Raw genomic sequence first — 21,811 nt, 5'->3', positions numbered from 1 at the left:
CGTGGCTTCAGTTGTGGCTGTGGAGCACGTCGTTGAGACCGCCCCAGACCGCGTTGTTCGGACGGGCCTCGACGGCGCCGGTCACCGAGTTGCGGCGGAAGAGGATATTGCTCGCGCCGGACAGCTCACGGGCCTTGACGATCTGACCGTCGGGCATCGTGACCCGCGTACCGGCCGTGACATAGAGCCCCGCCTCGACGACGCACTCGTCGCCCAGCGCGATCCCGATGCCCGCCTCGGCACCGATCAGGCAGCGCTCGCCGATGACGATGCGCTCCTTGCCGCCGCCGGAGAGCATGCCCATGGTGGAGGCGCCGCCGCCGATGTCCGAGCCGTCGCCGATGACGACGCCCGCCGAGATCCGGCCCTCGATCATGGAGGTGCCGAGGGTGCCCGCGTTGAAGTTGACGAAGCCCTCGTGCATCACGGTGGTGCCCTCGGCGAGATGCGCGCCGAGCCGTACGCGGTCCGCGTCGGCGATCCTGACCCCCTTGGGGGCCACGTAGTCGGTCATCCGCGGGAACTTGTCGACCGAGGTCACCTGAAGGTGCAGCCCCTCGGCGCGCGCGTTGAGCCGTACCGTCTCCAGGGTGTCGACGGCGACCGGGCCGAGCGAGGTCCAGGCGACATTGGCGAGCAGACCGAAGACGCCGTCCAGGCTCTGGCCGTGCGGCCGGACCAGCCGGTGGCTGAGCAGATGCAGCCGCAGATACACGTCGTGTGTGTCCAGCGGCTTGTCGTCGAGCGAGGTGATGACCGTACGGACGGCGACGATCTCGACCCCGCGGCGGGCGTCGGGACCGATGGCTTTGGCCGCGCCCTCGCCGAGCAGCTCCACCGCGCGCTCGGCGGTCAGCCGCTCGGTACCGGCCGGTCCGGGCTCGGCCGAGAGCGCGGGGGCGGGGAACCAGGTGTCGAGGACGGTGCCGTCCTCGGTGAGGGTGGCGAGGCCGGCGGCGACGGCGCCGGTGGTGCGGGAGGAATCGAGAGAAGACGTGTCGGTCATGCTCCGAACTTAACGGTCCCGGCGGGGCGCGGGCGAACCGGTCTCAGGTGACGGGCGCATCGCCACCTGTGCGGATGTACCTCAACGGAGGTGCGGACCGGGCGGATCAGATGGACCGGAGAGATCAGATGGACCGGACGGACCGGACGGATCAGCTCAGCCGGTTGTCCTCGGCGCCGCCCGCCGTGTGGTCGATGTCGTCCTCGGCCCTGGGCAGTGGCCGGTGCCCCTCCGAGTGGTGGTTGACCCAGCCGCAGACACCACAGCTGTAGCGGCCGTCGAGCCCCGCGATCAACGTTCCGCACTGTCGGCACTCGGCGTAGGTGATCTCCGGTCCCGGAGGGGGCACGGGCGGAACGGACGGGACGCTCATGCGGCCAACTTACCGCCGGGCCCCGGTCCTTCCGCCGGGATCAGCCGCGTCAGCATCTCGCGGGTGTGCTCGACGTCGTACACCGCGTCCGTGAGCAGCACCTGGAGGCAGATCCCGTCCAGCAGCGCCACCACCGCCCGCGCGGTGGCGGAATCGGTGCGCCTGGCCACCTCGTCCCCGAGCGCGGCGCACCACTCCCCCGCGACCGGGCGCAGCGCGGGCCGCCGCAGTGCCGCGAGATACAGCTCGTACTCCAGCTCCACGCCGGTACGGTCCCCGGCGAGCCACTCCCCGGTGGTCCGGGCCAGCTCGCCGGCGAGGTCGCATCCCGGATCCGCGAGGGCGCCGCTCTCCCGTACGGCCACCGCGAAGCTGTCGTTGATCTGCCGCAGCGCGGCGATCAGCAGTTCGTCGAGGGAGGCGAAGTGGTACGTGGTGGAGCCGAGCGGCACATCGGCCTCGGCGGCGACGGTGCGGTGGCTCAGCCCGGCGATACCGCCGCGCGCGACCACGCGGATCGCCGCGTCGATGATCCGCTGGCGCCGGTCGGGGTCGTAACGGCGGGTCATCAGTGGGCTCCTCCGAGGTTGAGCACGACGACGCCCGCGATCACGAGGGCGATGCCCAGCAGTTTCGTCGGCGCCATCGACTCGTTCATGAAGACCATGCCGATGGCGGCGATGGCCGCCGTGCCGACGCCCGCCCAGATCGCGTAGGCGGTGCCGATGGAGATGGTCTTGAGGGTCTGCGCGAGCAGGGCGAAGGCGACGACATATCCCACCACGGTCACCAGCGACGGCCACAGCCGGGTGAAGCCCTCGCTGTACTTCATGGCCGACGTCGCGGCCACCTCCGCCGCGATCGCCGCGGCCAGCAGTCCGTATCCCATGCGTACGAGTGTACACATCGATACGTACGGCCGTACATACCCGGTCCTCACGGCCACCGGTTACGGTGTGCCGTCCGGATCGGAGCGGCGGGGAGCGGGGGCAGAGCGGTGACGCAGGGCACGACGGGGTGGGGCGGCGGCAGCGGTGGCGGGCACGGAAGCGGGCCGTACGGAAACGGACCGTACGGGAACGGGCCCTACGGCTGGGGCGGCTGGACGCCTCCCCCGCCACCCCCCAAGCCCGGGGTGATACCCCTCGGCCCGCTCGGCCTCGGCGACATACTCGGCGGCACGTTCGCCACGATGGGCCGGTACGGGAAGCAGCTGTTCGGGGTGGCCGCCGCGGTGTACGGCGCCGCCGTGGCAGCCGTCGGGATCGCGCTGGCCATCGCCTACGCCGCCGTCGGCGACGAACTGCGCGCGGTTCTCGACGCGCCCCCCGGCGTGGATCCGGCCTGGGCCCAGGTCCGGCCCTTGCTGATCGCGTTCGGCTGTGTCTGGCTCTTCGGCATGGCGACGCTGCTGGCCGCCAACGCGACCGTCCAGGCCGCCTGCCCCTCGGTCGTCCAGAGCGCCGTCCTGGGCCGCCCCACCACCTCCGGCGCGGTCTGGCGCCGGGCCTTCGCCCGGTTCCCCGCGGTTTTCGGCGCCGTCGTCCTCAGCGGGCTGATCGTCGCCCTGCCGATGATCCTGCTCGTCCTCGGCTTCATCGCCACGCTGATCAGTTACCTCAGCGTGGAGGCCTCACCGACCAATCTCTTCTGGCTGATCTCGCTCGGTTTCCTGGGCGCCCTGGCGATCACCCCGGCGTCGATCTGGCTCTGGGTCCGCTTCAGCCTGGCCCCGGCGGTCGCCGTCGTCGAATCCCGCGGCCCGCTCGCGTCCCTGCGCCGCTCGGCGGCCCTGGTACGCGGCTCCTGGTGGCGGATCTTCGGCATCTCGCTGCTGGCCTCCGCCATGGCGTCCTTCGCCGGCTTCGTCATCCAGCAGCTGGTCAACGCGGTGACCGCCGTCGGTAATCTGCTGACCCCGTCCAGCTTCTCCACCTTCAACGTCGACCCGACCGCCGGACAGATCCTCGTGGCCGTGAGCGGCTATCTGGTGCTGTTCATGATCGCCCAGCTGATCACGCAGTTCATCACGACGACCTTCCCCCAGCTGGTGCTCAACCTGCTCTACGTGGACCGGCGCATCCGCACCGAGAACCTGGCCCCCACCCTGGCCGAAGCCGCCGGAACGCCGCACAGCTGAACGCCGCACACGAGAGAGGGCCCCATGATCCCGGGCGGATCATGGAGCCCTCTTTCACGCGGCGGAACGCTCAGACGTTGAAGCCCAGCGCGCGCAGCTGCTCGCGCCCGTCGTCGGTGATCTTGTCCGGGCCCCACGGCGGCATCCAGACCCAGTTGATCTTGAGTTCGCTGACGATGCCGTCCGTCGCCGCCTTCGCCTGGTCCTCGATCACATCGGTCAGCGGACACGCCGCCGACGTCAGGGTCATGTCCAGGGTGGCGATATTGGAATCGTCGATATGGATGCCGTAGATCAGACCGAGGTTGACGACATCGATGCCCAGTTCGGGGTCGACGACGTCGTACAGCGCCTCGCGGACCTCGTCCTCCGAGGCCGGCTTGATCGTCAGGGTCTCGTTCTCGCTCATGCCGTCTCCTTCGTCGCGCTGTCGCCCAGAGCCTGGGCCGTCGCGTCCTTCCACGCCATCCAGCTCAGCAGCGCGCACTTCACGCGGGCGGGGTACTTCGAGACACCGGCGAACGCGACCGCGTCCTCCAGCACCTCTTCCATCGCGTCGTCGGGTTCGAGCTGGCCCTTCGACTGCATCAGCTCCAGGAAGGTGCCCTGGATCTTCTGTGCCTCGGCCAGCTCCTTGCCGACGAGGAGGTCGTTCAGTACGGACGCGCTGGCCTGGCTGATCGAGCAGCCCTGGCCCTCGTACGACACATCCGCGATCCGCGAACCCTCGTACCGCACGCGCAGCGTGATCTCGTCACCACAGGTCGGATTGACGTGGTGCACCTCGGCGTCGCCGTCCCGGAGACCGCGCCCGTGCGGGTGCTTGTAGTGGTCCAGGATGACGTCCTGGTACATCGAATCCAGCTTCACGAACTGCCCTGCCCTCTCAGGTCCTCATCCGAAGAAGTTACGGACGTGCTCAAGCCCTTCGGCCAGAGCGTCGACCTCGGCCGGAGTGGAGTACAGATAGAAAGACGCTCGCGTGGTCGCGGGAATTCCGTACCGCAGGCAGACCGGACGGGCGCAGTGGTGCCCGACCCGGACCGCGATGCCCTGCTCGTCCAGGACCTGGCCCACATCGTGGGGGTGGATGTCGCCGAGCGTGAAGGAGATCGTGGCGCCGCGGTCCTCGGCCGTCTCCGGACCGATGATCCGCAGGTCGGGGACCTCCAGCAGCCGCTTCACCGCGTACTCGGTGATGGCGTGCTCATGCGCGGCGATCCTGTCCATGCCGATCGCGCTGAGATAGTCCACGGCCGCGCCGAGACCGACGGCCTGGGCGATCGGGGGCGTGCCCGCCTCGAACTTGTGCGGGGCGGGGGCGTAGGTCGACGAGTGCATCGAGACGGTCTCGATCATCTCGCCGCCGCCCAGGAACGGCGGCAGGTCCTCCAGCAGCTCCTGGCGGCCCCAGAGAACGCCGATCCCGGTCGGGCCGACCATCTTGTGGCCGGTGAAGGCGACGAAGTCGGCCTGGAGCGCCTGCACGTCGAGCACCTGGTGCGGGGCGGCCTGCGAGGCGTCGACGCAGACCAGCGCACCGACCTCCTGCGCGCGCCGGATGATCTTCTCGACCGGGTTCTGCGTGCCCAGGATGTTGGAGACCAGGACGAAGGAGACGATCTTCGTCTTCTCCGTGATGATCTCGTCGATGTTGGACAGGTCGAGCCGGCCCTCGTCGGTGATGCCGAACCACTTCAGCTTCGCGCCCGTGCGCTGCGAGAGCAGCTGCCACGGCACGATGTTGGAGTGGTGCTCCATCTCCGTGATGACGATCTCGGTCTCGTGGTCCACCCGGTAGGGCTCGTCCGCCCAGCCGAGCATGTTCGCCACGAGGTTGAGCGACTCCGAGGCGTTCTTGGTGAAGATCACCTCGTCGCGGCTCGGCGCGTTGATGAAAGCGGCGACCTTGTCACGGGCGCCCTCGTACAGCGCCGTGGCCTCCTCGGCGATGGTGTACACGCCGCGGTGGACATTCGCGTTGTGCCGCTCGTAGTACTCGTTGAGCGCGTCGAGTACCTGGCGCGGTTTCTGCGAGGTCGCCGCGGAGTCCAGATACACGACCCTCTTCCCGTCGTGGACCGTACGATCCAGCAACGGGAAGTCCTTGCGGATCGCCTCGGTGTCGAGCAGGCCCGGCAGCTGTGTCACGCGGTGACGCCACCCTTCACATATGCCTCGTAGCCCTCGTTCTCCAGCTTGTCGGCCAGCTCCGCACCGCCGGACTCGGCGATCCGGCCCTGGGCGAAGACATGCACGAAGTCGGGCTTGATGTAGCGGAGAATCCGCGTGTAGTGCGTGATCAGCAGGGTGCCGACCTCGCCGCTCTCGCGGACGCGGTTGACGCCCTCGGAGACGACGCGCAGCGCGTCGACGTCGAGGCCGGAGTCGGTCTCGTCGAGGATCGCGATCTTGGGCTTGAGCAGTTCGAGCTGAAGGATCTCGTGCCGCTTCTTCTCGCCGCCGGAGAAGCCCTCGTTCAGGTTGCGCTCGGCGAAGGAGGAGTCCATCTGGAGACGCTCCATGGTCTCCCGGACCTCCTTCACCCAGGTACGCAGCTTGGGGGCCTCGCCGCGCACGGCGGTGGCGGAGGTGCGCAGGAAGTTGGAGACCGAGACGCCCGGGACCTCGACCGGGTACTGCATGGCGAGGAAGAGGCCGGCGCGGGCGCGCTCGTCGACGGTCATCTCCAGGACGTCCTCGCCGTCCAGGGTCACGGCGCCACCGGTGATCGTGTACTTGGGGTGGCCCGCGAGGGAGTACGCGAGGGTCGACTTGCCGGAGCCGTTGGGGCCCATGATGGCGTGCGTCTCGCCCTGCTTGACGGTCAGGTCGACGCCCTTGAGGATCTCGCGGGGGCCGTTCTCGGCCTCGACGGAGACGTGCAGGTCGTGGATTTCAAGCGTTGCCATGGGTGACTCAGGACTCCTGGGTGACGGAGACGAGCACATCGTCCCCTTCGATCTTTACGGGGTATACGGGGACGGGGCGCGTCGCGGGCAGGCCGGACGGCTTTCCGGTACGGAGGTCGAAGCTGGAGCCGTGCAGCCAGCATTCGATCATGCAGTCCTCGACCTCGCCCTCCGAGAGCGACACATTCGCGTGCGAGCAGATGTCGTTGATCGCGAACACCTCGCCCTCGGTGCGCACGAGGGAGACGGGCGTGCCGTCGAGTTCCACCCTCTTCGGGGTGTCCTCCTCCAGCTCGCCCAATCCACAGACTCGGACGAAGGCCATCAGACTGACGCCTCCAGCTCCGCCTCGATCGAGGCCATCAGACGTTCCTCGACATCCGGCAGGCCGATCTTCTGGACCAGCTCGGCGAAGAAGCCGCGGACCACCAGCCGGCGGGCCTCGGTCTCCGGGATACCGCGGGCCATCAGGTAGAACAGCTGCTCGTCGTCGAACCGGCCGGTGGCGGAGGCGTGGCCGGCGCCGGCGATCTCGCCGGTCTCGATCTCCAGGTTCGGCACCGAGTCGACCCGGGCGCCGTCCGTGAGGACCAGGTTCCGGTTCATCTCGTAGGTGTCGGTGCCCTCGGCCGCGGCGCGGATGAGTACGTCACCGATCCATACGGCGTGCGCGTCCGTGCCCTGGAGCGCGCCCTTGTAGGCCGCGTTGGACTTGCAGTGCGGGACGTTGTGGTCGACGAAGAGCCGGTGCTCCTGGTGCTGGCCGCGGTCGGTGAAGTAGAGGCCGAACAGCTCGGCCTCGCCGCCGGTGCCCGCGTACCTCACATGCGGCTGGAGCCGTACGAGATCGCCGCCGAAGGTGACCACGACCGACTTGAACGAGGCGTCGCGGCCGACCAGCGCGTTGTGCTGGGCGACATGGACGGACTTGTCGTCCCAGTCCTGTACGGAGACGACGGTCAGCTTGGCGCCGTCCCCGATGAGGTAGTCGACATTGGCGGCGAGCACTCCGTCGCCGGTGTGGTCGATGACCACGACCGCCTCGGCGAAGGCTCCCAGCTCGATGATCTGCTGGCCGTACGAGACCCCGCCCTCGCCGCGGACGGCGATCCGGATCGGCTCGCTCAGCACGGTCTCCTTGGGCACCGAGACGACCGAGGCCTTCTCGAACGAGGAGAACGCCTGGGCGGCGACCCGGTCCACCGGGATCCCGGCCTTGCCGATCCGCGCGTCGTCACGGCCGACGGTCTCGACGATGACGCCCTCGGGGGCGGTCACCTCGACCGTGACGCCGCCGTCCTGCGCGACGGCGGTGCCGTCGTGCAGACCTCGCAGCCGTTCCAGCGGCGTGAACCGCCACTCCTCCTCGCGGCCGTGCGGGACGGGGAAGTCCGCCACGTCGTAGGAGGGGGGCGCGCTCATGCGCGTGGCGACGGTCGACTCGGCGGCCACCGCGATCGAACCGGCGGTCGTGGAACCCGCCGGAATGTTCTGAGCCTCAGCCATGGCTGTCGTCGTGCTCTCTCTCTGCCTCTGCGTAAGGGGTTACGGGCGCTGCTGGTCGGGCGGGATCCGGTCGGGCGTCAGCCGACGGAGCCTTCCATCTGCAGCTCGATCAGCCGGTTGAGCTCCAGCGCGTACTCCATGGGCAGCTCCTTGGCGATCGGCTCCACGAAGCCGCGGACGATCATGGCCATGGCCTCGAACTCGGAGAGGCCGCGGCTCATCAGATAGAAGAGCTGGTCCTCGGAGACCTTGGAGACGGTCGCCTCGTGCCCCATGGACACGTCGTCCTCGCGGACGTCCACGTACGGGTAGGTGTCGGAGCGCGAGATGGTGTCCACCAGCAGCGCGTCACAGAGCACATTGGACTTGGAGCCCTCGGCGCCCTCGCCGATCTCGATCAGACCGCGGTACGAGGTACGGCCGCCACCGCGCGCCACCGACTTGGAGACGATGTTCGACGAGGTGTGCGGGGCCATGTGGACCATCTTGGCGCCGGCGTCCTGGTGCTGGCCCTCGCCCGCAAAGGCGATGGACAGGGTCTCGCCCTTGGCGTGCTCGCCCATCAGGTAGACGGCCGGGTACTTCATGGTGACCTTGGAGCCGATGTTGCCGTCGACCCACTCCATGGTCGCGCCCTCGTAGGCCACGGCGCGCTTGGTGACCAGGTTGTAGACGTTGTTCGACCAGTTCTGGATCGTCGTGTAGCGGCATCGGCCGCCCTTCTTGACGATGATCTCGACCACGGCGCTGTGCAGCGAGTCCGAGGAGTAGATCGGGGCGGTGCAGCCCTCGACGTAGTGGACGTAGGCGTCCTCGTCGACGATGATCAGCGTCCGCTCGAACTGGCCCATGTTCTCCGTGTTGATACGGAAGTAGGCCTGGAGCGGGATGTCGACGTGCACGCCCTTCGGCACGTAGATGAACGATCCGCCGGACCACACGGCCGAGTTCAGCGAGGCGAACTTGTTGTCGCCGACCGGGATGACCGTGCCGAAGTACTCCTGGAAGAGCTCCGGGTGCTCCTTCAGCGCGGTGTCCGTGTCCAGGAAGATGACGCCCTGCTCCTCCAGGTCCTCACGGATCTGGTGGTAGACGACCTCGGACTCGTACTGGGCGGCGACACCCGCGACGAGGCGCTGCTTCTCCGCCTCCGGGATGCCGAGCTTGTCGTACGTGTTCTTGATGTCCTCCGGCAGTTCCTCCCAGGAAGCCGCCTGCTTCTCGGTGGACCGCACGAAGTACTTGATGTTGTCGAAGTCGATGCCCGACAGGTCGGAGCCCCAGTTGGGCATGGGCTTCCTGTCGAACAGGCGCAGACCCTTGAGCCGCAGCTTGAGCATCCACTCCGGCTCGTTCTTCTTCGCCGAGATGTCGCGCACGACGGCCTCGGAGAGGCCGCGCTTGGCCGCGGCACCGGCGGCGTCGGAGTCCGCCCAGCCGAATTCGTACGTACCCAGACCTTCGAGTTCAGGATGGGCAGTCTCGGTGGGGAGCGTCATGCGGGGTTCCTCCCGGCTGTGCTTTCGGATGCGTGATCGGTGGTCTGTGGGGTGGCGCGGGGAATGAAGGTCGTGCAGACCCCGTCGCCATGGGCGATGGTGGCGAGCCGCTGCACATGGGTCCCGAGCAGCTGGGAGAAGAATTCCGTCTCCGCCTCGCACAGCTGGGGGAACTGCTCGGCGACGTGCGCGACCGGGCAGTGATGCTGGCAGAGCTGCTCGCCCTGTCGGTTCGGCGCGCTACGCGCCGTAGCAGCGTACCCGTCGGTGCTCAGCGCCTTGGCGAGTGCCTCCGTACGCTTCGCCGGCTCGGCGGCCTCGACCGCCTCCCGGTAGCCCTCGGACTGGCCGGCGATACGGGCACGGGCGAAGGCGGCGACGGCCGCCTCGCCCCGCTCACCACCGCCGGCGGTGGCGGCGATCCAGCGCAGGGCGTCGGCCGCGAGCTGGTCGTAGGACTGGTCGAAGGCGTCCCGGCCGCAGTCGGTCAGCGCGAACACCTTGGCGGGCCTGCCGCGCCCGCGCGAGCCGTAGACTCGCTGGTCACGGGGCTCCACCACGGCGTCGGCCACCAGTGCGTCCAGATGACGGCGGACGGCCGCCTGGGTGAGCCCGAGGCGTCCCGCCAGCTCGGAGACGGTGGACGGGCCGTGGTCCAGGATGGAGCGCGCGACCCGGTTGCGAGTGGAGTGCTCACCGGTCGCGAGTTCCTCCTGGGAAGCCTCGCCGACGTATTTCACAACGCCATTGTTGCGTAATTCCTCCGGCCCTGACAACCGAGGTGGAAAACGGCTTCCGGTGCGCTTCATCACTAAGGGTTACCTAATTTCCGCGGGCCCGGGTCCGCCTCCGGATGGCGTGGAACCGCCGTTTCACCCCTGCGGGATTGAGGTCGCTCCCGCCTGCCTAGACTTCCGGGCATGTACAGCGACTTCCCGGGTGACCGGCTGCCCGAAAGCGGCTCCGCCGCGGCCCGGACCTCCGGAGAGCCGGTCGTCGAGGTACGGGGCCTGGTCAAGCGGTACGGGGCCAGGACCGCGGTGGACGGCCTCGATCTCACGGTCCGCGCCGGTACGGTCACCGCCGTCCTCGGCCCCAACGGAGCCGGCAAGACGACCACGGTCGAGATCTGCGAGGGGTATCGCAAGCCGGACGCCGGGACCGTACGCGTCCTGGGTCTGGACCCGGTCCCGGACGCCGCCCGGCTGCGCCCGCGCATCGGCGTGATGCTCCAGTCCGGCGGCGTGTACTCCGGTGCGCGCGCCGACGAGATGCTGCGCCACATGGCCCGGCTGCACGCCCGTCCGCTCGATGTGGACGCGCTGATCGAACGGCTCGGCCTCGGCGGCTGCGGCCGTACCACCTATCGGCGGCTCTCCGGCGGCCAGCAGCAGCGGCTCGCCCTGGCCCTGGCCGTCGTCGGCCGCCCCGAGCTGGTCTTCCTGGACGAGCCGACCGCCGGCCTCGACCCGCAGGCCCGCCGCTCCACCTGGGATCTCGTACGCGAGCTGCGCTCCGACGGCGTCGGTGTGGTACTGACCACGCACTTCATGGACGAGGCCGAGGAGCTGGCGGACGATGTGGTGATCATCGACGCGGGCCGGGTCATCGCCCAGGGCAGCCCCGAGGAGCTGTGCCGGGGCGGCGCGGAGAACACCCTGCGCTTCACCGGGCGCCCCGGGCTCGACCTCGGCTCCCTGCTGAAGGCACTGCCGGACGGCACCACCGCCGACGAGCTGTCCTCGGGGGTGTACCGGATCACCGGCGGCGTCGATCCGCAGCTGCTCGCGACGGTGGCCTCCTGGTGCGCGCAGCACGGAGTGATGGCGGACGGGATCTCCGTGGAGCGGCACACGCTGGAGGACGTCTTCCTCGAACTGACCGGCAAGGAGCTGCGTCCATGAGCACCAGCACGAGCGGCACCGCCACGAGCGGTACCCGTACGCGCGGCACCGGCACCTATGCCCCGGCCCCCGGCGCGGCCCCGGTGGCGCGCATGATCGCGGCACAGACGGCGTTCGAGACGAAGCTGCTGCTGCGCAACGGCGAGCAGCTGCTGCTGACCGTGATCATCCCGTCGCTGCTGCTGGTGCTCTTCTCGACGGTCGACATCATCGACACCGGCGCGGACAGGGCGGTGGACTTCCTGGCCCCCGGCGTCCTCGCGCTGGCCGTGATGTCCACGGCGTTCACCGGCCAGGCCATCGCCACCGGCTTCGAGCGGCGGTACGGGGTCCTCAAGCGGCTCGCGGTGTCACCGCTGCCGCGCTGGGCCCTGATGACCGCCAAGTCGCTCTCGGTCCTGGTCACCGAAGTGCTCCAGATCATGCTGCTGACCGTGATCGCGTTCGCGCTCGGCTGGTCCCCCGCAGGCAGCCCGTTCGCCGTTCTGCCGCTGCTCGTGCTGGGCACGGCCGCGTTCTCCGGGCTCGGGCTGCTGATGGCCGGCACGCTCAGGGCCGAGGCCACGCTGGCCGCCGCGAACCTGGTCTTTCTGCTGCTCCTGGTGGGCGGCGGGGTGATCGTGCCGCTCGACGAATTCCCGGACGCGGCGCGCTCGGTGCTCGGGCTGCTGCCGATATCGGCGCTCTCCGACGGGCTGCGCGAGGTGCTTCAGCACGGCGCCGCGCTGCCGTGGGGCGACCTCGGGATCCTCGCCGTCTGGGCCGCGCTCGGCCTCGGCGCGGCGGGGGCGTTCTTCCGCTGGGAGTAGCCGCCGGAGCGGGGCGGCGGCGCGGCGGCGCCGGGACCGCCGGGACGCGGCATACGTACCCCTCGTGAAAAGCTGCACAAGCTCCGTCCTACGATGGTGGCCGTGTTGACCCCCCTCGCGTATATCGCACAGCGCTGGACGCCGTCACCCCGTACGCTCCAGCGCGCCGCGCTCACGGCCGTCCTGATGAGCGTCGTCATCATCGTCACCGGCGGCGCTGTCCGGCTGACCGGTTCGGGCCTCGGCTGCGACACCTGGCCGAAGTGCACGGACGACAGCCTCTTCGCCACACCCGAGCAAGGGCTGCACGGCGCGATCGAGTTCGGCAACCGCATGCTGACCTATGTGCTGTGCGCGGCGGTCGGCTGGGCGATCATCGCGGCGCGCTCCACCAAGCCGCGGCGGCGCGGGCTCACCCGGCTCGCCTGGTCGCAGTTCTGGATCGTGATGGGCAACGCCGTGATCGGCGGGATCACGGTGTGGATGGACCTCAACCCGTGGACCGTCGCGGGACACTTCTTCCTCGCCAGCACCCTGCTCACCGTCACCACCCTGACCTGGCTGCGTACCCGCGAGGGCGACGGCACCCCCCGGCCGCGCGTCCCGCGCCCGGTGCGCAAGCTGTCCTGGGCGCTGGTGGGCTCCGCGGTGGTGCTGATCGTGGCGGGTACGGCGGTGACGGGCTCGGGCCCGCACGCCGGCGACAGCAGCGATGTGCCGAGGATGCCGTTCGACTGGGCCACCACCGCCCATGTGCACGCGGTGTTCGCCTGGATCGTCTGCGCGCTGGCGGTGGCGATGTGGCTGGTGCTGCGGGTGGTGGACGCCCCCGCCGACACCCGGGCGCGCGCCCGCGAACTGCTGCTGGTGCTGCTCGCGCAAGGGGGCATCGGCTATGTGCAGTTCTTCACCGACCTCCCCGAAGTCCTGGTCGGCGCCCATATGTTGGGCTCCTGCCTGGTGTGGATCGCCGTGCTGCGGCTCGCGATGAGCCTGCGCGAGCGGCCGCGGACGGCGGCGGAGATCCCCGCGCAGCCGGACCCGGCGCTGTCGGCTGTCTCACCGTCCGGCGTCTCCTAGACGAGCGAGCCCGGATGCGAGTACGGCCACGGCCCCTGCCGTGGCCGTACTCGCGTCCGGTGTGCGGACCCAGGCCGGCGGCTCTCCGGTCTCGCGTCGCCTCAGGCTTCGCGGCCACCGAGCTGGAGTCCGGCCATCCGCTTCCACTCGTACGGTCCGGTACGCACCTTCGCGGCGAACTCCCCGTCGAAGGACTCGTGCAGCGTGAGCCCCGCCTTCTCGGCGGCGCTGCTCGCGATGGCGTGCGTGGGAGCGACGAGATCGCCCCAGCCGCCGTCCTCACCGACCAGCACGATGCGCGTGCCGGACTGTCCGAGGTACGCGAGCTGCCCCTCGGCGCCGCCGTGCCGTCGGGCGAAGGCGCCGATCCGCTTCGCCAGCCGGGCGGCCCTGCGCTCGTCGCGCGCCTCCCGCCGGGCCAGGGCCCCGCGCTCGTCGGCCTCGTCGTTCTGCTCTGCCTGCTGGGTCTCTGCCATGAACGGGATGCTACCCACGGGTAGATCAACCGGCGACGGGTGGGGTGCGTGGCCTTGACCACGCACCCCACCCGTCGGTGGAGCGAAACGGCGGAGCGAGAGCGCTCAGCGCAGGAAGGGATCCACGGCCACGGCCACGAAGAGCAGCGACACATAGGTGATGGACCAGTGGAAGAGCCGCATCTCCTTGAGCTTGGCGCCCGTCTCGCCGGCCTTGGCGCGCGACTGGAGCCCGTGCGCCTCCCAGAGCCAGTAGCCGCCGGACACCAGCGCCACCGCCGTATAGAACCAGCCGGTGTACCCCAGGGGGGTCAGCAGCAGCGAGACCGCGACCATCACCCAGCTGTAGAACACGATCTGGCGGGCCACGACCCGGTTGCTCGCGACGACCGGAAGCATCGGGACACCCGCGCGCGCGTAGTCGTCCTTGACCTTCATGGACAGCGGCCAGTAGTGCGGCGGCGTCCAGAAGAACATGACGAGGAAGAGGATGACGGCGGCCCAGGACACCGAGTTGGTGACCGACGACCAGCCGATCAGCACCGGCATACAGCCCGCGATACCACCCCAGACGATGTTCTGCGAGGTACGGCGCTTGAGGATCATCGTGTAGACGATGACGTAGAAGAGGAGCGCGCCCAGGGCGAGGCCCGCGGACAGCCAGTTGACCAGAAGTCCGAGCCAGAGGGTCGAGACCACGGCCAGCGTCAGACCGAACACCAGGCCCTCGCGCGGCGAGACCATGCCGGTGACCAGCGGACGCTGCGACGTACGGTCCATCAGTGCGTCGATGTCGCGGTCGATGTACATGTTCAGCGCGTTGGCGCCACCGGCGGAGAGGTAGCCGCCGATACAGGTAGTGACCACCAGCCACAGATCCGGCACACCTTGCGCGGCCAGGAACATCACCGGAATGGTGGTGATGAGCAGCAGTTCGATGATCCGCGGCTTGGTCAGCACCACGAATGCCTTGACGCGGGCGCCGAACGGCCGATGGCCGCCCGAGCTCGGAGTCAAGGCGACCCCTGCGGGTCGGGACTCGACGGCCGTCACGCACACCCCTGACAGAGAAATCCCAGCAAGCTCCGGGCGTGAAGGCCCGGTAAAGACTTGCGCGTACCACGCCACTCTAGACGTTGCCCCTACGCCGATCTTCGCGGGGGTCGGTCGTGCGAAACCGCGTGGAACGCCCTCCCGGAACGGTCCGTACGACCCGCCGGAAGGTGAACTCGGGGCCGCCGGGAGGCGAACTCTCCGAGCGCGCCGCACCCTGGAAACACGCTCGGAAAGATGACTGTTGCTGCGGGTAGGCTCGACAGCGAGCCGGTGCGCCCTCAGACACCGGAATCGATCATGTGGAGAGGAGCCCTGACTCAGGGTGAGCACCAAGCCGACCACCACAGACCTCGAGTGGACCGAATCGGACCGCCGGGCAGTCGACACCGCCCGCGTCCTGGCCATGGATTCCGTACAGAAGGTCGGCAACGGCCATCCGGGTACGGCCATGAGCCTGGCGCCCGCCGCCTATCTGCTCTTCCAGAAGGTGATGCGGCACGATCCCGCCGACGCGCAGTGGACCGGCCGAGACAGGTTCATCCTCTCGGCGGGCCACTCGTCCCTGACCCTCTACATCCAGCTCTACCTGGCCGGATACGGTCTGGAACTGGAAGACCTGGAGTCCTTCCGTACCTGGGGTTCGAAGACCCCGGGCCACCCGGAGTACGGACACACCGTCGGTGTGGAGACGACCACGGGACCGCTCGGGCAGGGTGTCGCGAACGCGGTGGGCATGGCGATGGCCGCCCGCTACGAGCGCGGTCTGTACGACCCGGAGGCCGCCCCCGGCACCTCCCCGTTCGACCACACCATCTGGGCGATCGCCGGTGACGGCTGCCTCCAGGAGGGCATCTCGGCCGAGGCGTCCTCGCTGGCCGGCCACCAGAAGCTGGGCAATCTGGTCCTGCTCTGGGACGACAACCACATCTCCATCGAAGGTGACACCGAGACCGCGGTCTCCGAGGACACCCTCAAGCGGTACGAGGCGTACGGCTGGCATGTGCAGCGCGTCGAGCAGCTGCCCAACGGCGACCTCGACCCGGCGGCTCTGTACGAGGCCCTGCTGGCGGCGCGCGCGGAGACCGGGCGTCCCTCGTTCATCGCGGCCCGTTCGATCATCGCCTGGCCCGCCCCGCACGCGCAGAACACCGAGGCGGCGCACGGCTCCGCGCTCGGCGACGAAGAGGTCGCGGCCACCAAGAAGGTGCTCGGTTTCGACCCGGAGAAGTCCTTCGACGTCTCCGCCGAGGTGCTCACGCACACCCGTGAGGCGCTCGACCGTGGCCGTGAGGCGCGTACCGAGTGGGAGAAGACCTTCGCCGCCTGGCGTACCGCCAACCCGGAGCGCGCGGCGACGTTCGACCGGATCAGGGCCGGTGAACTGCCCGTGGGCTGGGAGGAGAAGCTCCCCGCCTTCGAGACCGGCAAGTCCGTCGCGACGCGTGCCGCGTCCGGCAAGGTGCTCCAGGCGCTCGGTGAGGTCATCCCCGAACTGTGGGGCGGCTCCGCCGACCTCGCGGGTTCGAACAACACCACCATCGACAAGACGTCGTCGTTCCTCCCGGTGGGCAACCCCCTGCCGGAGGCCGACCCGTACGGCCGCACGGTGCACTACGGCATCCGCGAGCACGCCATGGGTTCGACCATGAACGGCATCGCGCTGCACGGCAACACCCGTATCTACGGCGGCACTTTCCTGGTGTTCTCCGACTACATGCGCCCGGCCGTCCGGCTCGCCGCGCTGATGCGCGTGCCGGTCACCTACGTGTGGACGCATGACTCGATCGGTCTCGGCGAGGACGGTCCGACCCATCAGCCGGTCGAGCACCTCACCGCGCTGCGGACCATCCCGGGTCTGAACATCGTCCGTCCCGCCGACGCCAACGAGACGGCGATCGCCTGGCGCGAGATCCTCAAGCGGCATGACAAGGGCGCCCCGCACGGTCTGGCGCTGACCCGCCAGGGTGTGCCGACGTACGAGGCCAACGACGAGGCGGCCAAGGGCGGTTACGTCCTGTTCGAGGCCGAGGGCGGCGCTCCCCAGGTCGTGCTGATCGGCACCGGCTCCGAGGTGCAGCTCGCCGTCGAGGCACGGGAGCGGCTCCAGTCCGCCGGTATCCCCACCCGCGTGGTCTCGATGCCGTCGGTCGAGTGGTTCGACGAGCAGGACCAGGCGTACAAGGACAGCGTGCTGCCGCCGGCCGTGAAGGCGCGGGTGGCGGTCGAGGCCGGTATCGGGCTCACCTGGCACCGCTTCGTGGGCGAGGCCGGACGCATCGTCTCGCTGGAGCACTTCGGCGCCTCGGCGGACGGCAAGGTCCTCTTCCGTGAATTCGGCTTCACCGCGGACGCGGTCGCCGCGGCGGCCCGGGAATCACTGGCGGCTTCGGCGCGCTGACGCCTTTATACGAACAGTAGGAGATGCAACTCTTATGACAGACGTACTCAAGCGCCTCTCCGACGAAGGCGTCGCGATCTGGCTCGACGACCTCTCGCGCAAGCGGATCACGTCCGGCAATCTGGCCGAACTGATCGATCAGCAGCACGTGGTGGGGGTCACCACCAACCCGTCGATCTTCCAGAAGGCGATCTCGGGCGGCGACGGGTACGACACCCAGCTGGCCGACCTCGCCGCCCGCGCGGTCACCGTCGAAGAAGCCATCCGCATGATCACCACGGCGGACGTCCGGGACGCCGCCGACATCCTGCGTCCGGTCTTCGACGCGACGCAGGGCCAGGACGGCCGGGTCTCCATCGAGGTGGACCCGCGGCTGGCGCACAACACGAAGGCGACCATCGCCGAGGCCAAGCAGCTGGCCTGGCTGGTGGACCGGCCGAACACGCTGATCAAGATCCCGGCGACCAGGGCCGGTCTGCCGGCGATCACCGAGACGATCGGCCGGGGCATCAGCGTCAATGTCACGCTGATCTTCTCGCTGGAGCGCTACCGCGAGGTCATGGACGCCTACATCGCGGGTCTGGAGAAGGCACAGGCCGCCGGCCTGGACCTGTCCAAGATCTACTCGGTGGCGTCCTTCTTCGTGTCCCGCGTGGACACCGAGATCGACAAGCGGCTCGACGCGCTGGGCACGCCCGAGGCCAAGGAGGCCCGCGGCAAGGCGGCCCTGGCCAACGCGCGGCTCGCGTACGAGGCGTACGAAGAGGTCTTCGCCACCGAGCGCTGGGCGGCCCTGGACCGGGCGCAGGCCAACAAGCAGCGTCCGCTGTGGGCCTCGACCGGCGTCAAGGACCCGTCGTACAAGGACACGCTGTACGTCGACGAGCTGGTGGCGCCCCACACGGTGAACACCATGCCGGAGGCCACGCTCGACGCCACCGCGGACCATGGCCGGATCACCGGCGACACGGTGCGCGGTACGTACGACCAGGCGCGCGCGGACCTCGACGCCGTCGCGAAGCTGGGCATCTCGTACGACGAGGTCGTCCAGCTGCTGGAGGACGAGGGCGTCGAGAAGTTCGCGACCGCCTGGAACGACCTGCTCAAGTCGACCGAGGCGGAGCTCAAGCGCCTCGCTCCTTCGGAGGGCTGATCCCTTGACCGCAACCCACGGAGCGAACCCGCTCCGTGACGCCGCGGACCGACGGCTCCCGCGTATCGCGGGGCCGTCGGGCCTGGTCATCTTTGGCGTCACGGGCGATTTGTCCCGCAAAAAGCTGATGCCTGCCATCTATGACCTGGCCAACCGCGGTCTGCTGCCGCCGGGCTTCTCGCTCGTCGGCTTCGCACGCCGTGAGTGGCAGGACGAGGATTTCGCGAAGGAGGTGCATGACGCCGTAAAGGAGCACGCGCGCACGCCGTTCCGCGAGGAGGTCTGGCAGCAGCTCATCCAGGGGATGCGCTTCGTCCAGGGCGACTTCGGTGACGACGACGCGTTCGAGCACCTGAAGGCGACGATCGCCGATCTCGACAAGTCGCAGGGCACGGGCGGCAACTTCGCGTTCTATCTCTCCGTACCGCCGAAGTTCTTCCCGCAGGTCGTCCAGCAGCTCAAGAAGCACGGTCTGGCGGACCAGACCGAGGGCTCCTGGCGGCGCGCGGTCATCGAGAAGCCGTTCGGTCACGACCTGGCGTCCGCGCAGGACCTGAACAAGGTCGTCCACGAGGTCTTCCCGTCCAACGAGGTCTTCAGGATCGACCACTATCTGGGCAAGGAGACCGTCCAGAACATCCTGGCCCTGCGGTTCGCCAACACCCTCTTCGAGCCGATCTGGAACCGGTCGTATGTCGACCATGTCCAGATCACCATGGCCGAGGACATCGGCATCGGCGGCCGGGCCGGCTACTACGACGGCATCGGCGCCGCCCGTGACGTGATCCAGAACCATCTGCTCCAGCTGCTCGCGCTGACCGCGATGGAGGAGCCCGCCTCCTTCGACGCGGACGCGCTGGCCGCGGAGAAGACCAAGGTGCTGGGCGCCGTGCGGCTGCCGAAGGATCTCGCCGAGGGCACGGTACGCGGGCAGTACGCCGCGGGCTGGCAGGGCGGCGAGAAGGCCGTCGGCTATCTCCAGGAAGACGGTATCGACGCCAAGTCGAAGACCGACACCTATGCCGCGGTGAAGCTGCAGATCGACAACCGCCGCTGGGCGGGCGTCCCGTTCTATCTCCGTACCGGGAAGCGGCTCGGCCGCCGGGTCACGGAGATCGCGGTGGTCTTCCAGCGCGCGCCGCACTCCCCCTTCGACCACACGGCCACGGAGGAGCTGGGGCAGAACGCCCTGGTCATCCGAGTCCAGCCGGACGAGGGCGTGACCATGCGGTTCGGTTCCAAGGTCCCCGGCACCTCCATGGAGGTCAGGGACGTCTCGATGGACTTCGCGTACGGCGAGTCCTTCACGGAGTCCAGCCCCGAGGCGTACGAGCGGCTCATCCTCGATGTGCTGCTCGGCGACTCGAACCTCTTCCCGCGCGTGGAGGAGGTCGAGCTGTCCTGGAAGATCCTCGACCCGATCGAGCGGTTCTGGGACACGCACGGCAAGCCCGCGCAGTACGAGTCCGGGACCTGGGGTCCGGTCGAGGCGGACGAAATGCTCGCACGAGACGGACGGAGCTGGCGCCGGCCATGAAGATCGACCTTACGGACACCACGTCGAGCAAGATCAACAAGGCGCTGGTGCAGGGGCGCAGGGCGATCGGCACCCCCGCCGTCGGCATGGTCCTCACGCTCGTCCTCGTCACCGACGAGGAGAACCAGTACGACGCGCTCAAGGCCGCCAACGAGGCGTCCCGCGAGCACCCGTCGAGGAAGCTGGTCGTCGTCAAGCGCGTCTCGCGCTCCCCGCGCGACCGGGCCAAGCCCCGCCTCGACGCCGAAGTACGGGTGGGCACGGACGCGGGCACCGGCGAGACGGTCGTCCTGCGGCTGTACGGCGAGGTGATGGACCACGCGCAGTCGGTGGTCCTGCCGCTGCTGCTGCCGGACGCCCCGGTCGTCGTCTGGTGGCCGGTCAACGCGCCGGTCAACCCGGCCAAGGACGCGCTGGGCAAGCTGGCGCAGCGCCGGGTGACCGACACGTACTCCGCCGAGGATCCGGTGGCGGAGCTGAGGGCCCGCGCCGACGCGTACACCCCGGGCGACACGGATCTGTCCTGGACCCGGATCACGCCGTGGCGCTCGATGGTCGCCGCCGCCCTGGACCAGGTGGCCTGCGATGTCACCTCGGTGGAGGTGGAGGGCGAGGAGCACAACCCCAGCTGCGAGCTGCTCGCCATGTGGCTCGCGGACCGGCTGCACGTACCGGTCAAGCGCAGCGTCTCGAAGGGTCCCGGTCTCACGGCCGTACGGATGGAGACGTCCTGCGGGCCGATAAAGCTGGACCGGGCGGACGGCTCGCTGGCGACGCTCTCCATCCAGGGGCAGCCGGACCGGGCGGTGGCGCTGAAGCGCCGGGAGACCTCGGAGCTGATCGCCGAGGAGCTGCGCCGGCTGGACCCGGACGACACCTACGCGTCGGCACTGCGGTTCGGCGTGGACCGGCTCAGTGACGGCGAGGGCTCGCCGGCCAGGAAGTCCGGTGCCGGCGGTACGGCCGGCGCGGCGTCCGCCAAGCCGGCGACCGCGGCCACGCCCGCCGCGATGCCCAAGAAGGCGGAGTCGAAGTGAGCGCTCCGCAGCTGGTCGTCCACCGTGACAAGGAGCTGATGGCGCAGGCCGCGGCGGCCCGGCTGATCACGAAGATCGTGGACGCCCAGGCCGCCCGTGGCGCCGCCTCCGTCGTCCTGACGGGCGGGCGCAACGGCAACGGTCTGCTGGCCGCGCTGGCCGAGGCGCCCGCCCGGGACGCGGTCGACTGGTCGCGGCTCGATCTGTGGTGGGGCGACGAGCGGTTCCTGCCGGAGGGCGACCCGGAGCGCAATATCACCCAGGCGCGGGAGGCGCTGCTCGACTCGGTGCCGCTGGACCCCTCGCGGGTGCATGTGATGCCGGCCTCGGACGGCCCGTACGGCAGTGATGTGGAGGCGGCGGCCGCCGCGTACGCCACCGAACTCGCCGCCGCGGCCCGCCCGGAGGACCACGGGCCCGTGCCGACCTTCGACGTCCTGATGCTGGGGGTCGGGCCCGACACGCATGTGGCCTCGCTCTTCCCCGAGCTGCCGGGCGTCCGGGAGACCGAGCGCACGGTGGTCGCCGTGCACGGCGCCCCCAAGCCTCCGCCGACCCGTATCTCCCTCACGCTGCCCGCGATCCGGGCGGCACACGAGGTGTGGCTGCTGGCGGCGGGCGAGGACAAGGCGAAGGCCGCGGAGATCGCCCTGTCGGGCGCGGGCGAGATCCAGGCGCCGGCGGCGGGGGCGTACGGCCGCAGCCGGACGCTGTGGCTGCTGGACGCGGCGGCGGCCTCGGAACTGCCCCGCGCGCTCTACCCGCCGGCCTCGGCGTAGTCGAGTACGGCCAACGTAGGACGTGGGGGGGGGGGCACGCCCGGCCCCCGGGCGAGCGATTTTTAGGGGGCGAGGCGGAGGGGGCGGGGCCCCCCCGCGGGGCCCCGCCCGGGCCCCGGCGGGCGGGCGCGCTCGGGGGGCGCGCC

23 protein-coding genes are annotated in these 21,811 nt (G+C 69.7%); 9 read left to right on the top strand and 14 right to left on the bottom strand.

Going from position 1 to position 21,811, the window contains the following annotated elements:
• Nucleotides 1-7 precede the first annotated feature (7 nt).
• The 4 genes from dapD to ACFRKB_RS37820 all read right to left on the bottom strand — a co-directional run bounded on the left by dapD (nt 8) and on the right by ACFRKB_RS37820 (nt 2,268).
• Entirely contained in the window at nt 8-1,006 is a 999-nt protein-coding gene (gene dapD / locus ACFRKB_RS37835; RefSeq protein ID WP_365974017.1) for a 2,3,4,5-tetrahydropyridine-2,6-dicarboxylate N-succinyltransferase, read from the bottom strand.
• 151 nt (nt 1,007-1,157) lie between these two features.
• Complete coding sequence (locus ACFRKB_RS37830; protein WP_365974016.1) at nt 1,158-1,379, bottom strand: hypothetical protein; 222 nt, start codon at nt 1,377-1,379, stop codon at nt 1,158-1,160.
• Nucleotides 1,376-1,948, bottom strand: coding sequence for a TetR/AcrR family transcriptional regulator (locus ACFRKB_RS37825; protein WP_383111130.1), 573 nt, complete (start codon nt 1,946-1,948; stop codon nt 1,376-1,378). Before ACFRKB_RS37825 ends, ACFRKB_RS37830 begins: the two co-directional genes overlap by 4 nt.
• A complete protein-coding gene (locus ACFRKB_RS37820) occupies nt 1,948-2,268 on the bottom strand; it encodes a DMT family transporter (protein WP_365974014.1) in 321 nt (106 codons plus the stop codon). The genes ACFRKB_RS37825 and ACFRKB_RS37820 overlap by 1 nt, the downstream gene beginning before the upstream one ends.
• Nucleotides 2,269-2,376: 108 nt before the next feature.
• Here ACFRKB_RS37820 and ACFRKB_RS37815 point away from each other — a divergent pair, with 108 nt between their 5' ends.
• Complete coding sequence (locus ACFRKB_RS37815) at nt 2,377-3,519, top strand: hypothetical protein (RefSeq protein WP_383111129.1); 1,143 nt, start codon at nt 2,377-2,379, stop codon at nt 3,517-3,519.
• A gap of 70 nt (nt 3,520-3,589) precedes the next feature.
• Here ACFRKB_RS37815 and ACFRKB_RS37810 read toward each other — a convergent pair whose 3' ends face one another.
• The 8 genes from ACFRKB_RS37810 to ACFRKB_RS37775 form a co-directional block, all read right to left on the bottom strand.
• Nucleotides 3,590-3,928, bottom strand: coding sequence for a metal-sulfur cluster assembly factor (locus tag ACFRKB_RS37810; RefSeq protein WP_030353687.1), 339 nt, complete (start codon nt 3,926-3,928; stop codon nt 3,590-3,592).
• Nucleotides 3,925-4,389: a Fe-S cluster assembly sulfur transfer protein SufU gene (gene sufU, locus ACFRKB_RS37805; protein ID WP_030353686.1), complete on the bottom strand. Its 465-nt coding sequence runs from the start codon at nt 4,387-4,389 to the stop codon at nt 3,925-3,927. Before sufU ends, ACFRKB_RS37810 begins: the two co-directional genes overlap by 4 nt.
• Before the next feature lie 24 nt (nt 4,390-4,413).
• A complete protein-coding gene (locus ACFRKB_RS37800) occupies nt 4,414-5,670 on the bottom strand; it encodes a cysteine desulfurase (protein ID WP_383111128.1) in 1,257 nt (418 codons plus the stop codon).
• Nucleotides 5,667-6,431, bottom strand: coding sequence for a Fe-S cluster assembly ATPase SufC (sufC, locus tag ACFRKB_RS37795; protein ID WP_383111127.1), 765 nt, complete (start codon nt 6,429-6,431; stop codon nt 5,667-5,669). Before sufC ends, ACFRKB_RS37800 begins: the two co-directional genes overlap by 4 nt.
• Nucleotides 6,432-6,438: 7 nt before the next feature.
• Nucleotides 6,439-6,756 carry a bifunctional 3-phenylpropionate/cinnamic acid dioxygenase ferredoxin subunit gene (locus tag ACFRKB_RS37790; protein WP_249950632.1) on the bottom strand — a complete coding sequence of 106 codons (318 nt, stop codon included), beginning with the start codon at nt 6,754-6,756 and terminating at the stop codon, nt 6,439-6,441.
• Complete coding sequence (sufD, locus tag ACFRKB_RS37785) at nt 6,756-7,937, bottom strand: Fe-S cluster assembly protein SufD (protein WP_383111126.1); 1,182 nt, start codon at nt 7,935-7,937, stop codon at nt 6,756-6,758. Before sufD ends, ACFRKB_RS37790 begins: the two co-directional genes overlap by 1 nt.
• 77 nt (nt 7,938-8,014) lie before the next feature.
• Nucleotides 8,015-9,436, bottom strand: coding sequence for a Fe-S cluster assembly protein SufB (sufB, locus tag ACFRKB_RS37780; RefSeq protein WP_383111125.1), 1,422 nt, complete (start codon nt 9,434-9,436; stop codon nt 8,015-8,017).
• Nucleotides 9,433-10,176: a helix-turn-helix transcriptional regulator gene (locus ACFRKB_RS37775; protein ID WP_383111124.1), complete on the bottom strand. Its 744-nt coding sequence runs from the start codon at nt 10,174-10,176 to the stop codon at nt 9,433-9,435. The genes sufB and ACFRKB_RS37775 overlap by 4 nt, the downstream gene beginning before the upstream one ends.
• 180 nt (nt 10,177-10,356) lie before the next feature.
• On the opposite strand from ACFRKB_RS37775, the gene ACFRKB_RS37770 reads away from it, so the two are divergent.
• The 3 genes from ACFRKB_RS37770 to ACFRKB_RS37760 all read left to right on the top strand — a co-directional run bounded on the left by ACFRKB_RS37770 (nt 10,357) and on the right by ACFRKB_RS37760 (nt 13,229).
• Nucleotides 10,357-11,340 (top strand): ABC transporter ATP-binding protein, encoded by a 984-nt coding sequence (locus ACFRKB_RS37770; protein WP_383111123.1) that lies wholly within the window; start codon nt 10,357-10,359, stop codon nt 11,338-11,340.
• Complete coding sequence (locus tag ACFRKB_RS37765; protein WP_383111122.1) at nt 11,337-12,149, top strand: ABC transporter permease; 813 nt, start codon at nt 11,337-11,339, stop codon at nt 12,147-12,149. Before ACFRKB_RS37770 ends, ACFRKB_RS37765 begins: the two co-directional genes overlap by 4 nt.
• Nucleotides 12,150-12,242: 93 nt before the next feature.
• Complete coding sequence (locus ACFRKB_RS37760) at nt 12,243-13,229, top strand: COX15/CtaA family protein (protein ID WP_383111121.1); 987 nt, start codon at nt 12,243-12,245, stop codon at nt 13,227-13,229.
• A gap of 101 nt (nt 13,230-13,330) precedes the next feature.
• On the opposite strand, the gene ACFRKB_RS37755 is transcribed toward ACFRKB_RS37760, so the two are convergent.
• Nucleotides 13,331-13,705, bottom strand: coding sequence for a hypothetical protein (locus ACFRKB_RS37755; RefSeq protein WP_383111120.1), 375 nt, complete (start codon nt 13,703-13,705; stop codon nt 13,331-13,333).
• 105 nt (nt 13,706-13,810) lie between these two features.
• The gene (locus tag ACFRKB_RS37750; RefSeq protein ID WP_383111119.1) at nt 13,811-14,758 is read right to left on the bottom strand and encodes a heme o synthase; all 948 of its coding nucleotides are present in this window, start codon (nt 14,756-14,758) and stop codon (nt 13,811-13,813) included.
• 325 nt (nt 14,759-15,083) lie between these two features.
• On the opposite strand from ACFRKB_RS37750, the gene tkt reads away from it, so the two are divergent.
• The 5 genes from tkt to pgl are packed head-to-tail and all read left to right on the top strand — an operon-like array spanning nt 15,084 to nt 21,665.
• Entirely contained in the window at nt 15,084-17,159 is a 2,076-nt protein-coding gene (gene tkt / locus ACFRKB_RS37745) for a transketolase (protein WP_383111118.1), read from the top strand.
• A 34-nt stretch (nt 17,160-17,193) separates the two neighbouring features.
• A complete protein-coding gene (gene tal / locus ACFRKB_RS37740) occupies nt 17,194-18,312 on the top strand; it encodes a transaldolase (RefSeq protein WP_376584324.1) in 1,119 nt (372 codons plus the stop codon).
• Nucleotides 18,313-18,316: 4 nt separating this feature from the next.
• Nucleotides 18,317-19,849 (top strand): glucose-6-phosphate dehydrogenase, encoded by a 1,533-nt coding sequence (zwf, locus tag ACFRKB_RS37735; protein ID WP_365973998.1) that lies wholly within the window; start codon nt 18,317-18,319, stop codon nt 19,847-19,849.
• Nucleotides 19,846-20,886, top strand: a complete 1,041-nt coding sequence (opcA, locus tag ACFRKB_RS37730; protein ID WP_383111117.1) for a glucose-6-phosphate dehydrogenase assembly protein OpcA — start codon at nt 19,846-19,848, stop codon at nt 20,884-20,886. The genes zwf and opcA overlap by 4 nt, the downstream gene beginning before the upstream one ends.
• The gene (gene pgl / locus ACFRKB_RS37725) at nt 20,883-21,665 is read left to right on the top strand and encodes a 6-phosphogluconolactonase (RefSeq protein ID WP_383111116.1); all 783 of its coding nucleotides are present in this window, start codon (nt 20,883-20,885) and stop codon (nt 21,663-21,665) included. The genes opcA and pgl overlap by 4 nt, the downstream gene beginning before the upstream one ends.
• Nucleotides 21,666-21,811 lie beyond the last annotated feature (146 nt).

It is taken from the genome of Streptomyces scopuliridis (assembly GCF_042790125.1).
Taxonomy (GTDB): domain Bacteria; phylum Actinomycetota; class Actinomycetes; order Streptomycetales; family Streptomycetaceae; genus Streptomyces; species Streptomyces scopuliridis_A.
Note: the sequence above shows the minus strand (reverse complement) of the source record. Positions and strands in the feature narration are given on the sequence as shown.

Excerpts from the sequence above, each read along its gene's own strand:
- ACFRKB_RS37825 (WP_383111130.1), bottom strand. The coding sequence starts at position 1,948 with ATGACCCGCCGTTACGACCCCGACCGGCGCCAGCGGATCATCGACGCG.
- ACFRKB_RS37820 (WP_365974014.1), bottom strand. The coding sequence starts at position 2,268 with ATGGGATACGGACTGCTGGCCGCGGCGATCGCGGCGGAGGTGGCCGCG.
- ACFRKB_RS37760 (WP_383111121.1), top strand. The coding sequence starts at position 12,243 with ATGGTGGCCGTGTTGACCCCCCTCGCGTATATCGCACAGCGCTGGACG.
- ACFRKB_RS37790 (WP_249950632.1), bottom strand. The coding sequence starts at position 6,756 with ATGGCCTTCGTCCGAGTCTGTGGATTGGGCGAGCTGGAGGAGGACACC.
- ACFRKB_RS37810 (WP_030353687.1), bottom strand. The coding sequence starts at position 3,928 with ATGAGCGAGAACGAGACCCTGACGATCAAGCCGGCCTCGGAGGACGAG.
- ACFRKB_RS37830 (WP_365974016.1), bottom strand. The coding sequence starts at position 1,379 with ATGAGCGTCCCGTCCGTTCCGCCCGTGCCCCCTCCGGGACCGGAGATC.
- dapD (WP_365974017.1), bottom strand. The coding sequence starts at position 1,006 with ATGACCGACACGTCTTCTCTCGATTCCTCCCGCACCACCGGCGCCGTC.
- ACFRKB_RS37755 (WP_383111120.1), bottom strand. The coding sequence starts at position 13,705 with ATGGCAGAGACCCAGCAGGCAGAGCAGAACGACGAGGCCGACGAGCGC.
- sufB (WP_383111125.1), bottom strand. The coding sequence starts at position 9,436 with ATGACGCTCCCCACCGAGACTGCCCATCCTGAACTCGAAGGTCTGGGT.
- ACFRKB_RS37765 (WP_383111122.1), top strand. The coding sequence starts at position 11,337 with ATGAGCACCAGCACGAGCGGCACCGCCACGAGCGGTACCCGTACGCGC.
- opcA (WP_383111117.1), top strand. The coding sequence starts at position 19,846 with ATGAAGATCGACCTTACGGACACCACGTCGAGCAAGATCAACAAGGCG.
- sufC (WP_383111127.1), bottom strand. The coding sequence starts at position 6,431 with ATGGCAACGCTTGAAATCCACGACCTGCACGTCTCCGTCGAGGCCGAG.
- sufD (WP_383111126.1), bottom strand. The coding sequence starts at position 7,937 with ATGGCTGAGGCTCAGAACATTCCGGCGGGTTCCACGACCGCCGGTTCG.
- ACFRKB_RS37770 (WP_383111123.1), top strand. The coding sequence starts at position 10,357 with ATGTACAGCGACTTCCCGGGTGACCGGCTGCCCGAAAGCGGCTCCGCC.
- tal (WP_376584324.1), top strand. The coding sequence starts at position 17,194 with ATGACAGACGTACTCAAGCGCCTCTCCGACGAAGGCGTCGCGATCTGG.